Source organism: Alloprevotella sp. Lung230 (assembly GCF_014385435.1).
GTDB lineage: Bacteria > Bacteroidota > Bacteroidia > Bacteroidales > Bacteroidaceae > Alloprevotella.
The window spans coordinates 48,325-61,693 of record NZ_JACSUD010000004.1; the positions used below are offsets into that span (position 1 = coordinate 48,325).

General features: G+C 58.0%; 7 protein-coding genes. 3 read left to right on the plus strand and 4 right to left on the minus strand.

What is annotated here, in order from left to right; genetic code table 11:
* The first annotated feature begins 3 nt into the window (after positions 1-3).
* Complete coding sequence (locus tag H8527_RS03805) at positions 4-2,229, plus strand: S9 family peptidase (protein ID WP_187545745.1); 2,226 nt, start codon at positions 4-6, stop codon at positions 2,227-2,229.
* Between the two features lie 651 nt (positions 2,230-2,880).
* On the opposite strand, the gene H8527_RS03810 is transcribed toward H8527_RS03805, so the two are convergent.
* Positions 2,881-3,903, minus strand: coding sequence for a YafY family protein (locus H8527_RS03810; protein ID WP_187545746.1), 1,023 nt, complete (start codon positions 3,901-3,903; stop codon positions 2,881-2,883).
* A 248-nt stretch (positions 3,904-4,151) separates the two neighbouring features.
* Between H8527_RS03810 and H8527_RS03815 the strand changes: the two genes are divergently transcribed.
* Complete coding sequence (locus tag H8527_RS03815; protein WP_187545748.1) at positions 4,152-5,324, plus strand: RtcB family protein; 1,173 nt, start codon at positions 4,152-4,154, stop codon at positions 5,322-5,324.
* A gap of 234 nt (positions 5,325-5,558) precedes the next feature.
* Here H8527_RS03815 and mnmE read toward each other — a convergent pair whose 3' ends face one another.
* Genes mnmE through H8527_RS03830 form a run of 3 tightly spaced genes read right to left on the minus strand, consistent with a single transcriptional unit; the run spans position 5,559 to position 9,975 of the window.
* The gene (gene mnmE, locus H8527_RS03820; protein ID WP_187545750.1) at positions 5,559-7,019 is read right to left on the minus strand and encodes a tRNA uridine-5-carboxymethylaminomethyl(34) synthesis GTPase MnmE; all 1,461 of its coding nucleotides are present in this window, start codon (positions 7,017-7,019) and stop codon (positions 5,559-5,561) included.
* Positions 7,020-7,039: 20 nt separating this feature from the next.
* Positions 7,040-8,338 carry a DUF4421 domain-containing protein gene (locus H8527_RS03825; protein WP_187545751.1) on the minus strand — a complete coding sequence of 433 codons (1,299 nt, stop codon included), beginning with the start codon at positions 8,336-8,338 and terminating at the stop codon, positions 7,040-7,042.
* Entirely contained in the window at positions 8,335-9,975 is a 1,641-nt protein-coding gene (locus tag H8527_RS03830; protein WP_187545753.1) for a bifunctional UDP-sugar hydrolase/5'-nucleotidase, read from the minus strand. Before H8527_RS03830 ends, H8527_RS03825 begins: the two co-directional genes overlap by 4 nt.
* 256 nt (positions 9,976-10,231) lie before the next feature.
* Here H8527_RS03830 and H8527_RS03835 point away from each other — a divergent pair, with 256 nt between their 5' ends.
* A complete protein-coding gene (locus tag H8527_RS03835) occupies positions 10,232-13,324 on the plus strand; it encodes a M60 family metallopeptidase (RefSeq protein ID WP_187545755.1) in 3,093 nt (1,030 codons plus the stop codon).
* The last annotated feature ends 45 nt before the right edge of the window (positions 13,325-13,369 follow it).

Below are 13,369 nucleotides of genomic sequence, written 5' to 3' on the forward strand. Positions count from 1 at the left end.
TTTATGAAGAAAACACTCCTCTCGATCGCTGCGAGTTTCTTGTGCCTTTTTGCCGCTTTTCCTTTCTGTGCAAAAGCCCAAACCGAGGCCGACAAAATCTCCCTCCAACAACTGACCGACGGCACGTTCTCACCTCAACATCTCTACGGCGTGCATCCGCTCAACGACGGCGAAAGCTACTCTCGCCTCTCCGACGACGGGCGGCGCATTGTGCGCTCTTCCTTCAAGACGGGACAGGAAGTCGGCGTCCTCTTCGACCTGGACCAGGCGCGCACCACCGCCAAAGTCTCGCGCATCGACGGCTACATCATGAGCCCCGACGAGAAGCGGATACTTCTCCAGACCGAAACGCGCGCCATCTATCGCCGCACCTTCACCGCTGTCTATTACCTCTACGATGTGACCTCGCGCAAGATGGAACGCCTCTCCGAGGGCGGACCGCAGATGTCGCCCCTCTTCTCGCCCGATGGCAACGTCGTTGCTTTTGCCCGCGACAACAACCTTTTCGTGGTCAAACTCCTCTATGGCAATGCCGAAATGCAGGTGACCACCGACGGACGTCGCAACGAAATCCTCAACGGCATCCCCGACTGGGTCAACGAGGAGGAATTCTCCACCGCCCGCTCCTTTGCTTTCTCGGCCGACAGTCGGATGCTCTGCTGGGTGCGCTATGACGAAACGAAAGTGCCGGTCTACCGGATGCAGATGTTCAAAGGATTGAAACCTGAACACACAGAAAATGATGCCTACCCCGGCACCTACGACTACAAATACCCCATCGCCGGGGAAACCAACAGCAGCGTCAGTCTCCATAGTTACGACCTCCAAAGCCGCGCCACGCGCCGCCTCGATGTGCCCCTCGATACTGATGGCTACATCCCCCGCATCGCCACCACTTCCGACCCTAACCGTTTGGCCGTCGTCACCCTCAACCGCCACCAAGACCGCATGGACCTCTACATGGTCAATCCCCGCAGCGGTGTGGCACGCCTCGCCCTGCGCGAAACCAACGACAAGTATCTGCGCGAAACGGCCTACACCGATCTGCGCTTCTACGACGGCCACTTTGCCCTCCTCTCTGAGCGCAGCGGCTATCAGCACCTCTACTGGTACACCCTCGACGGCACGCTCAAAGGCACCATCACCCAGGGCGACTACGAGGTGAGCGACTTCTACGGCTACGATGCCCAAAGTGGCCGCTTCTTCTTTGCCGCCCACAAGGACAGCCCGCTGCAAACCGCGGTCTACTCCTCCGACCTCAAAGGCCACCTGCGCCGCCTCACCCCCGAAAGCGGCACCCACGCTGCCACCTTCTCCCACGACTTCCGCTACTTCCTCGACGTCCACTCCACCCTCGGCACGCCGCCCGTCACCACCCTGCGCGACAATGCCGGCCGCACCCTCGTCACCCTCATCGACAATGCCCCGCTGCGCGAAAGGATGGAACGTGTAGGCGCTCGGCAGGAACTCTTCACCTTCACCACGCCCGACGGCACACAGCTCAACGGCTGGATGGTGAAGCCCCGCAACTTCGACCCGAACCGACGCTATCCCGTGCTCATGTACCAATACAGCGGTCCCGGCAGCCAAGAGGTCAAGGACGCCTGGTCCACGGGCTTCTACGGTGGAGGCGTGTGGGAAAGTTTCTTGGCGCAGGAGGGCTACATCAGTGTCATCGTCGACGGCCGCGGCACCGGTGCCCGCGGGGCGGCTTTTGAAAAGAGCACCTACCTCCGCCTCGGCGACCTTGAGTCGCGCGACCAAGTAGAAGCGGCCCTCTATCTCGGCACACTCCCTTATGTCGACAAGACGCGCATCGCCATCTGGGGCTGGAGCTTCGGTGGCTTCAACACGATGATGTCCATGACCGACGGACGCCCCGTCTTCCGTTGCGGCGTAGCCGTGGCCGCCCCGTCCAACTGGAAATACTACGACACCGTCTACACCGAGCGCTACATGCGCACGCCCAAGGAAAATGCCAACTACGACCAAGTCTGCCCCATCGCGCGGGCTGAAAAACTGAGCGGCGATCTCCTCCTCATCCACGGCACGGCCGACGACAACGTCCACTTCCGCAACGCGGCCGAGATGTCCGAGGCTTTGGTGCAGGCCGGCAAGCAGTTTGACATGCAGATCTACACCAACCGCAACCACAGCATCTACGGCGGCCGCACCCGCGAGCACCTCTTCACCCGCATCTTCCAATACTTGGAGCACCACCTCAAGTAAAGACAACGCTTCGACCGGTCGCTCTTCGGTCGCCCCCTCATCTCCACCCTTCGTCCAAGGGTGGAGATTTTTTTGGTAGGTGCTCAGAATGAATGGATACTATATTTGTTTCCCTTTTCCGTCATCTCGCCTTTGCGAAGAAGAAGTGTAGCGGGCTACACGAGGGATGAACAAAGACGAGCTGGCGGACAAGAGAAACAAAGAGGGTGTCAAAGTAGAGAACAACCTACGGATAAGATAACTACGATTAATTCTGAACACCTACTTACCTCTTCGCGCGCGTTCCCTACAATAGTGTGTGCATTTTGCCTTCACGCCTTCACCAGAGGAGGTAAGTCACAGAAAAGCAGCAGGTTGCGGGTGAAGGCAAGCGATGGTTTTCCTTCACCGCCTTCACAAACTTTGCCTTCACCGACAACTCACTTATTCTCAATGGTTTGCACCCTTCGGTGAAAGCAGTGAAGGCAAAAAACACGACTTTCAGTAGTAACGCGCGCGTACGCGCGCAAGAAAACAAGAGGAAACAATAGGAAGGAGGGAATTTTCCTCGGAGATAAATACAACTACCTCAGAGGAAGAAAAAACTACCTCTGAGGTAAAATTGAAAATTGTCTTGTGAAGACGGAAAGTAAGATGAAGGCTTCGGGGCACTCACTCCAAGGCCTCATCGTAGTGCTCTACGGCTTGGCGGAACTGTTCGCGCAGATAGCGGGCAGCTTTGCGAGGAGAGAGGATGCGCACACCAGGGCCATAGCTCATGAAGACGGAGAAGAGTTCGCTGTTGATGATGACCTCTATTTGAAAGGTGCAACTGCGGTCGTCCGGGTTTTCGTGGAGCAGCCGCTGGGTGTGGTGGAGGGGTTTGGTTTTGATGTAGCGGCTCTGCATAGAGTCTGCCCAGAAGGTGATGCGGCGCGTCACATTGCCGGGGTCTTTCGACACACCGATGACGTTGTCGAAGAAGTGGAGATCGAAGTCGGGATTGTCGCGAAAGGGGACATCGACGGGTTCAATACTGAGGATGCGATCGAGCGAAAGGTTGTAGAGTTGAAGTGTGTGGGCTTGCGATCCGAAGAGAAACCAGCGGTTGCGAAACTCTTTAAGGAGGTGGGGACAGAGGATGAATTCGCTCTGACGGCGCGACTTGAAGGACTGGTAAGCAATTTTCAGTGTTTGTCGCTGCGCGATGTAGTTGTAGAGTGGGCTGAGCAGTCGGCGACCTTGTAGATTGGGGACGCTGTCGAAATGGATGATGGGTTTGCGGTCATTACGTCCCAGGGCGAGCCGGTCTTGGAGGCGGCCGATGACGTCGGACATTTCGGAAAATTGCTCGAAGTCTTCCAACTCTCGGAGCAAGTCTACAGCCTCCTGCATGACGAGAAGGTCGTTGGGCGAGAGGGGCATCTGCATGATGGAGTAGTCGGGGCGGGCGTAGCGGTAGTATTTCTGGTCGTACACCTCGATGGGCGCGTTGTAGCCGAGTTTGTCGGAACGCATCATCTGTAGGTCTCCCTGCACGGTGCGCAGGGAGACGCCCTTTCGGATACCTTCGCAGTCGTAGAGGGCTTCGGAGCAGGCATCGACGAGGTCGTCGAGCGTCCATCGGCGAAAGGGGTTGCGCAGACAGTTGTCAATGGTCTTGTAGCGAATGAGTGCGTTTTTGTTGGCCGGCATGGTGTGTTGTTTTTCTTTTGAAGCGGTAAAATCTGTTGCAAAGGTACGCACTTTGCGGGCAGCAGCGTGGGTGAATTCCTTGAAAAATACTCTTTTTCACGCTTTTCTGAAAGATTTTTCGGACTACGCAAAAAGAGTGCGTAGTGCCCTTCTACCTTTGCACTCGCAAGCCGGAAGTCACACGGTTGCAACGGGCGACCGCCTCTCTACTTTTTTCTCTTTCATTCACCCTCAAACAAGAAACCATCATGCAAGAACAACTCATCAACCATCGTATCGTAAAGATTTGGACCAACGACGTGGAAGACTCTGCCCTGCGTCAAATCGAAAACCTCACCACTCTGCCCTTCCTCTTCCACCACCTCGCTCTCATGCCCGACGTCCACGCCGGAGTGGGAATGCCCATCGGTGGCGTGCTGGCCTGCAAAGACGTCGTCATCCCCAACGCCGTGGGCGTGGACATCGGGTGCGGCATGTGCGCCCTCAGGACGAGTTGGCAGGTGAGTGACATCACGCCCGATGTGCTCCGCAAGAAAATCATGCGCGGCATCCGCAAGCGCATCCCCATCGGTATGGGCCGTCACAAGGTGGTGCAAGACGAAGCCTTTCTGCCCACCGGACACGATGTAGAGAATATGGTCATCGTCAAGCAGCGGCAAATCTCCGCTACCAAGGAAATCGGGACGCTCGGCGGCGGCAACCACTTCATCGAACTCCAAAAGGACGAAACCGGCCACCTCTGGGTGATGCTCCACTCCGGTTCGCGCAACCTCGGTGCCCGCGTAGGCGATCACTACAACAAGATTGCGGCCGATCTCAACGCGCGCTGGCACTCTGCCGTTTCGCCCGATCTGCGTCTGCCGTTCCTGCCCAAGGGTACACCGGAGTTTGACCTCTATTGGAAAGAAATGCTCTATTGCGTGGACTTCGCCTACTGCAACCGCCGCTTGATGATGCAGCGCATCCAAGAGGTGCTGGCCGAAGTGTTGCCCGGCATCGAGTTTGACCCGATGATCAACATCGCCCACAACTATGCTGCGCTCGAAGAGCACTTCGGCGAACGGGTCATCGTGCACCGCAAAGGGGCCACCCTCGCCACGGTCGGCACAACGGGCATCATCCCCGGTTCGCAAGGCACAGCCTCCTACATCGTCGAGGGGCTGGGCAACCCCGAAGCGTTCAACTCCTGCTCGCATGGAGCAGGACGTGCCCTCAGCCGCGGGGTCGCCATCAAAACGCTCGACATGGCCGAAGAGTTGGCCGCCCTCGAAGCCAAAGGTATTGTCCACGCCATCCGCTGCCAAGACGACATGCAGGAAGCCACCGGTGCCTACAAAGATATCGAAGAAGTCATCTCCAACGAACTCGACTTGGTCAAGGTGAAAACGCGCCTGCTCCCCATTGCCGTGATCAAAGGCTGATGCAGGTAAGTATGGTGGGCTGCTCGTCCGCTGATCGATGCCAAATCCTGCCTTTCGCAGGTCGCTGCGCTCGGTGGGGCGCGACGGAAGTGTAAATGACGACAACGGCTCGATCTGGAAACTCCGATTTCCCCCTCTGCGCTCACCAAGGGCCGACCTTTCCTCAACGAAGGGTCGGCCCTTTTGAAGCAAAAGGACGTTCCTTTTCCTGACAAAGCACGTTTTTTCATGTTTTCATTTGCCCACACAGAAGTGCCGGAAGATGGTACCCAAGACCTCGTCGGTGGTGATGGCACCTCCGGTGATTTGGGCGAGATGGAAGAGGCACTCGCGAAGGTCCTGCGCAACGAAGTCGCCGGAGAGGTGGGTGGCGAGGCCGTGGCGCACGCGGTGGAGGTCGGCGAGGGCTTCGGTGAGGGCGGCGTAATGGCGGGCGTTGGTCACCACTACGGCACCAGCATCGGCGGTGCGGGCGGCCGCCACCTCGACAAGCAAGGTTGTGAGGCGCTCGATGTCGGCCGCAGCGTGGGCGCTGCCTGCCAAGGTGTGGAGGTCGGGAGAAGCGGCCTCATCAGAAGAGATGCCCACCTTGTCAGAAGGAAGGAGAGAAGAAGTCGCTTCTTGCAGATACTTCTGCGTGAGGGCTTCGATGTCCACGGCCACGAGGTCGGACTTGTTGAAGAGGACAATGAGCGTTTTGCCCCGGGCATCGCGGAGGATTTGGGGCGCCAGCGCGGCGAGTTGCGTTTCGGCCTGCGTGCTGTCGACCACAAAAAGGACGATTTGTGCTTCGGAGAGTTTCTGCCAACTGCGCTCGATGCCCATCTGCTCCACGGTGTCGGTGGTGGTGCGCAGGCCGGCGGTGTCGATGAAGCGGAAGAGCGTGCCGCCAAGATTGTAGGTGTCCTCGATGACATCGCGGGTGGTGCCGTGGATGTCGCTCACGATGGCGCGCTCGTCGTGGAGAAGGGCATTGAGGAGGGTGGATTTTCCAGAATTGGTACTGCCTACGATGGCCACGGGGAGGCCATTTTTGAGGGCATTGCCGGTGGCGAAGGAGTGCACCAGCCGCGCCACCATTTGTTCCAGGTCCTCGGCCAGATGGGCCAGTTCGGTGCGGTCGGCAAACTCCAAGTCTTCATGGTCGGAGAAGTCGAGTTCGAGTTCGAGCAGGGCGGTGAGGTGAAGCAGGCGTTCGCGCAGCTGTTCCAACTCTCGGCTGAAGTCGCCGCGCATCTGACTCATGGCGATGCGGTGGTTGGAGGCGGTGGTGGAGGCAATCACATCGGCCACGGCTTCTGCCTGCGAGAGGTCCATCCGTCCGTTGAGAAAGGCGCGTTGGGTAAACTCCCCCGGGGCGGCCGGAACGGCTCCGGCGTCGATGAGGAGGCGGAGGACGGCCTGCAAGATGTACTGCGAACCGTGACAGGAGATTTCGACAGACTCCTCGCCGGTGTAGGAATGAGGGGGGCGGAAGAGGCTCACCAGCACTTCATCGATGAGACTGCCATCGGGGGCAACGAGGGTGCCGAAGGTGAGGGAGTGGCTCTTGCGCTCACGGAGCGGTGCGCCCTGTTGTGGGCGAAAGAGGGTTTCGGTGAGGGCGATGGCCGAAGGTCCGGAGATGCGGACAATGCCGATGGCGCCGCCGGGAGCGGTGGCGATGGCGCAGATGGTGGAGGAGGTGTGCTGCATGGGGTGAAGGAATTCGGTGGTTAGAAGAAGTCGCTTTTGCCCTTGAATTTCTTCTGCCGATGGAAGTAGAAGCCGAGGTAAAGGCGGAGGTAGTGGAAGGAGTTGGTGAGGTGGAAATCGCCGTCGCGATAGTCGTAGAGATAGCTCACCGTCGAGCCGCCCACATAGTAGCGACCGTTGGTCCAGACGAGGCCGGCACGGAAGATGAAGTCGAAGTTGAGCCGGCGGATGCTGCGCCAAATCTTGTGGGTGGAGAGGCTTTCGCCCTTCTGATACTTATAGCCCAGGAGAGGCGTGCCGCCGAGGGAGATGAGCCAGCCTCGATGAGGCACGAAGTTATAGGCATAGCCGAGAGAAAGGCTGATTTGCCGATAGTTGACGGAGGAAAATCGGAGTTCGTCCATCAGTTTCGCCTTGGGGTTGAGTTGTTGCAGAACGCTTTCGGCCCGGGCAGCATCGAAGGTGATGCGCTGGCGGTCGTAGCGCACGCCCATGAGCCACGAGCCTGCGCTGCGGAGCTGCACGGTGGTCATGGCCATGGCAGCGGGATAGGAGAAATGGTGGTTGTTGAAGACGTAGTAGAGGTTGATGGCGGTGGTGTTGCAGGTCATCGCTTCGAGGCGGATGTGGGCAAGACGGTCTTCGTCGATGCCTTCAAATCCGGAAGCACTGACGAGGTTGAAGTTGCCCTTGGCGCGGGTGTAGCGGAAGTCGAAGCCCAGTTTGGCGGCATAGGCCGTGGCGCTGAAGTCGAAGGTGCGACTACCGTAGCGGTCGGGCACGAGACCGAAGGAGTAGCCCAAGGTGATGCCCAGCCACCCGCCGTAGGGGCCGAGGCGCATGGTGTGGACGGGGGCGAGGGTGAGAACCTGTCGCCGGCCGTCAGCATTGCGTCCGGCGATGCGGATGCGCTGCAAGAGATTGAGGTTGTCGAGCATGAGCATGCCGTCGTAGCGGTTGCGCGAGACGTAGGTGGTGTCGAAGGCTTTGAGATAGCGGCTCACATCGGTGACGAAGTCGAAGAGGAAGTGCTTGCGCGGTCGCGACCATCGGAAGCGGCACTCTTCGGGGATATTTCGCCAGCGGTCGGCCCGTGTCTGCCGATGGGGTAGCAAGCCGTCGCGCGAAAATCCGTAGGGAAACCAGCCGCTGCGAAGGCTGTCGCGGCAGAGGCTGTCGTTGCGGAGAGTGTCGGTATAAGCAGTCATACTGAGCGGCTCACCATCGAACCGCTCAGTATGATTTTGCTTTGCTGCGTCCTCTTCAGCCCATGCCGAGAGCGAACCGAGGAAGGCGAGCACGATGAGAAGAAACTTCACTGGATTTCGGGGAGAGTTTGAAGATAGGAGATGAAGGCGTCGGTCGAGGTGGGCACCGTCACGGCAATCTCCTGCGCTTTGGGGAATTGTGTGGGCAGATAGCCGTCGCCGCCGGTGACCATGTATTCATCGGCCACGAGCACCAATTTGGTGTCAGCCTTGATGGGCACAACTTTGCCCGAAGGCAGGGTGAGCGAAAGGCGCTTGACGTGCCCCTGCTTATCCTGCTCGACGTTGACACCGGAAGTCTGGATGCGACCGAGGGTGCAGACGTTGATACCGTGCTCCATGAGAGCGAGAAGCTGCGCACCGGTATAGCGGTAGCACTTGAGGGGGTTGGCAAAGGGGAGCGCTTCGCCCACATCGAGCACGGAGATGTTGCCGGCGGGGAAGCCTGCGCGGATACTGCCGAAATGGCTCACGCCCACCACGAGGGCATCGTCGGAGAGATGTGCCGCACGGCGGTAGGCTGTGGCGTAGCTTTCGCACACCAGGCTGCCCATCTTGGTTTGCGTGGTGCTGACCTTTCGGTCGTGGAAGACGCCCTTTGCCGTGTGGGAGAGCACCTTGTTCAAGGGCATACCGCGGAAGAGCGTGGTGTGGAGTTGCTCCTCAATCTGCGCTTGCAGGCGGGCGGCTTTGGGTGAGAGCACGGCGTGGGGATTGACGCGCACCAGCTCGGGCGTCACACTCACCACCTGTCCGGCGGCGGTGTCGACTTCGCAACGGAGCATGGAGATGTAGATACCGTGCCACAAGCCCTGCGTGAGGGGCATGGGGCGCACTGTTTCGCTCATGCCAATGACACGGCTGTGGGAGTGAGCCGACAAGAAGGCATGAAAGTCGGGACGGTTGAGGGTGCGGAGGTTTGCAGCATCGCGATCGTCCCAAACAGGACGTCCGTCCTTCATCTGTGTTCCGATGTGTGCCAATATCAAGCGCAGCGGGGCGCGGCGTACGGCATCATAACCGGGCAGTTTTGCCACGGAATCAAGCACGGCTGTGTAGTTGCCGTCGAAGGAGAGCCCTTTCAGGCGCTTCGCACTGGCCTGCCAAGGGGTGTTGCTCGTGAGCAGTCCGACGAAGGCCACATCGACCGTGCGCCCTCCGCCCACCGACACCGGCACCACTGCCCACGGCTGTGCAAAAGCGGGGATGCGCCCCTCGGCGTTGCGGGTGTTGGCGCAGACGTAGTCGATGTGCCACGTGCGAGGGATGAGTTCGGTGTGCTGCCATTTGTCGGCCAGTACGTCCTGCCCTTCGTCAAACTCGTGGTTGCCGAGGGCGCTGAGGGTGATGCCCATGTCTTTGAACACCTGCGGCATGAGAGTCTTGGGGCGCGTGGCGGAATAGAAGAAACTGCCGCCGAAGTTGTCGCCGGCCGACACGGTGACGTTGTGGGGATAGACCTGCTTGAGGGAGTCGAGCGTCTGCACCACATAGGCAGCACCGGGCACGCCCTTCCGCGGGTCGGAGACGATGCCGGCGTGGAAGTCGTTGATGGTGAAGACGGCCACCGTGACCGTCGATGGGCGGCTTTGTGCCTGTGTCGTCGAAGTACTGAGCCCGAAAGCCGCTGTGCAAAACAGGCTCATGCTGAGTGCTGCTTGGGAGAAGGAGTGTTTGAGGTTCATCATATTGATTTTGAGATTTGAAGACGTGCAAATTTACGGATTTAATCTTAATATGCCCCAACAGACGTTCTCAAAAAAAGCGTCTTTGGGTAGAAATCCTCGAAATCTGCGAAATCGCTGCGAAAGATACATTTTCCGACTTCGCAGCACAAAAAATAGTCGGGTGCGCTTTGTAGAAGAGAATAAATACGTATCTTTGCCAGCGTAGTTCGCAAAACCACTCTTTAGCAAATAAATTCCTTAATTTTTATCCACCACAATGAAACATTTTACAAAACTTCTTTGGCTTTTTCTCGCCATCGTAGGGTCATTCCTCCCCTCTGTGGCCGAAGCTTCCAAGGCCGATGTGGACAAGTACCTCCAAGATGGAGGCATTTTCCGCATCAAAAATCGTGGGTCGAACCGCTACATGACCCTCAATGCCAGCAACGGCAACCTCACCGGGCGCGACATCATCGGCGCCCGCCCCAATGCGCTCACCCAGATTTGGGTAGTCAAGGGGGCAGCCGGAACTTACAGCATCCGCAGCGCTTTCGACGGCCGCTACGTGCCGGCCAAGGAGGGCAACCCCATGCAGGCAGTGAGGGCCGTCACACCGCTCTACATGAAGTACAGCGCGGCCAACAGCGGCACTTCCACTTCCTATGTGACCATCTCATGGAAGTCGGACTTCTCCGACCGCAACTGTCTGAACGAAAACAACGGTTCGCACAATATCCTTGGCTGGTATGCCAACTCACCTTCAGTCAATGATGCCTTCTCCGACTGGGTACTGGAGCCCGTCAACGACCTCACCGCCGAGGAAATCAAAGCTCAAATCACGTCCCAAGCCGGCGTGGTGTCGGCCACCGATGGCGGCGTCTACCGCATCCTCAGTGCCAGCTACAACACCTTCATGACCGAAGCGCCTTTCTCCCACGAACTCTCTTGCACCGGACTGCTGGAAAATGACTACAGCCAACTTTGGAAACTCGAAAAACACACCAACGGAAAGTGGAACTTGAAGAACGTGCTCACCGGGCGCTACATCAAAACGCAGGGCGGTGAACTCTCACGCATCTACGAAACCACCACCAGCAGCAATTCTCGCTTCTCTCTTGAAGACGGCAACGACGACTATCTGCCCGTCTATTCCTTTGTCGACGGCAACGGCATCGGACTCCACTGCGACGCCAGGGGGCACGTGGTGGGATGGGACGCCAGCATAGCAACTTCCCAATGGATGCTCCGCACCGCGACTGTCGACGAAACGGCTTTGAAAGCTGCGCAAGACAAACTTGCGGAATATGCAGCTTTGACTGAGCAGGCCAATGTGGCGCGACTGCGTACCACGATGCAGGCTTATTTCGAAGATCTCGCCTGCACTAAGCTAAAAGCCCAATATCAGGCCATGAGCGACGCCGATTTGACCACACTTATGAGCACCACCCCGACCGATCAGACGGGTGCTATTAAGATGGCACTGCCGCCTTTCGTCCAAGAAATGGTGTTGAAGGTGAAGAACAACACCTGGGGACATCGCGAAAAGGAATTTCGCATCTATGACTACAAGCCCTACTCCGACCACACTCAGTGGAACTCCACAAAACTTGTCGGTACCGGCTACATGCTTTCGCCCCAAACCGGTCCCACCGGCATCAGCGTGAAGCGCGGCGACATCATCACAGTTTACGTCGGCGGTAACATCCCCGGCGGCACCACCCTGCACCTGATGAACTGCTCCGGCATGGAAGTGGCCGGCGACTACAAAAAGTTGCAATCGGGGCTCAACGTGGTTTTCTTCGACAACGACGGCCACCTTTTCATCAACTACGTCATCACCAACACCAACAAGAAGTTGGCCGAAGTGCCCGCCCTCCCCATCCACATCGAAGGCGGCTACATCAATGGTTGTTTCGACATCACTCGCGGCCACACCAATGCCGACTGGCTCGACATGGAAAAGACGCTCTTCAAGGACGAAATCATCCATATGAAAAGCAAGTGGACACAATTTAATATGGTGCTCAGCGGCGTGAAGAAGCAAATCAACTACGCCCAGATGAGCAAGGTCGACGTCGACGGCACGCCCAAGGGCATCGAGGGCACACTCATCCGTTGGGACAAACTCGTAGAAATCGAACGTGAGCTCATCGGTGCTCCGCAGTTCTACGACCGCTTCAATTCGATGCTATCGGCTTCCGCTAGTTCAAAAGGTAATCCCTATGCTTCGACTTATGGCACTTACTATCCCGGCGTGGGCAAATACATGAACTACGACCACATGACCTTCGGCACAGAAAACGACGAAGGCGGTGACTTCTGGATGGTTGCTCACGAGGTGGGACACACCAACCAATCCCTCATCAACCTCCCCGGCGACACCGAAATGTCCGTCAACTTCTTCTCGCAGGTCGTGCGCTGGAAGCAGGGATCCAACGTGGGACGCGGCCGCCCCTTGTCCAACACCATCGCCTCCTTCCACAAGCAGCAACATCACAGCGAGTACGACATCTGGCAACGCAGCCGCATGTACTTCCAGCTCTGGCTCTACTACGAACTCCAAGGCCACAAACCCGGTTTCTGGCCGGCCGTCTGCGACCTCATGCGCAAGAGTCCCATGACCAAGTCGACCAGCGAGAACAACCCCGGTAGCGCCAACGGTAGCTACTTCAAGTTTGCCAAAAATTGTGCCGATGCAGCAGGCGAAGACCTTTCCGAATTCTTTGAATTCTACGGTTTCTTCCGTCCGCGCCAAAACTTCAAAGTGGGCGACTACACCAACTCCTACTTCAACATCACCCAGGCCGACATCGATGCCTGCAAAGCCTACATGAGCAAGTATCCGAAGGCACATCCCGGCCTCATCTTCATCGACGAGCGCATCCGCAAGTCGCCGGCCAACTATCCCGGCATGTCCACCGGTGCCATGCGCCTGGGCACGTCCCCCGACGCCACGCCCGGTGTCACCTCGGAAGTGGGCAATGTGGGCATGTACAGCGACTTCCGCACTGACCTTCCCGTCAAGCCTTATAGTTGCACCGTTGCCTCCTCGGGCCGCGTCACCGTCAAGCAGGACGGCAGTGGCGCTGTCGGTTTCAAAGTCTACGACCTCCAGGACAAACTGGTCTATGTGGCCAACACCTGGACTTTCAACCTCCCCTCGACGGTGTTGAAAAACGGCTACCGCATTGTTGCCGCCTACGGCAACGGCACGCAGACCACCCTCTACGACAGCACCAACCCCACGGGCATCGGCACGGTTGAAGTCACCAACAGCGCTGCTCCGAAGGTCTACGATCTCACCGGACGCCGCACCACCCCCGCCGACCACGGTGTGCGCATTGTCAATGGCAAGGTCGCTATCCAATAAGGCGGCAGACCATCGCATTTCCGACCTTTTCATTCGTCTTTCAGT

What these genes read in the sequence shown, in the direction of transcription:
- H8527_RS03805 (WP_187545745.1), top strand. Translation starts at nt 4, where the DNA reads ATGAAGAAAACACTCCTCTCGATCGCTGCGAGTTTCTTGTGCCTTTTT.
- H8527_RS03810 (WP_187545746.1), bottom strand. Translation starts at nt 3,903, where the DNA reads ATGCCGGCCAACAAAAACGCACTCATTCGCTACAAGACCATTGACAAC.
- H8527_RS03815 (WP_187545748.1), top strand. Translation starts at nt 4,152, where the DNA reads ATGCAAGAACAACTCATCAACCATCGTATCGTAAAGATTTGGACCAAC.
- mnmE (WP_187545750.1), bottom strand. Translation starts at nt 7,019, where the DNA reads ATGCAGCACACCTCCTCCACCATCTGCGCCATCGCCACCGCTCCCGGC.
- H8527_RS03830 (WP_187545753.1), bottom strand. Translation starts at nt 9,975, where the DNA reads ATGATGAACCTCAAACACTCCTTCTCCCAAGCAGCACTCAGCATGAGC.
- H8527_RS03835 (WP_187545755.1), top strand. Translation starts at nt 10,232, where the DNA reads ATGAAACATTTTACAAAACTTCTTTGGCTTTTTCTCGCCATCGTAGGG.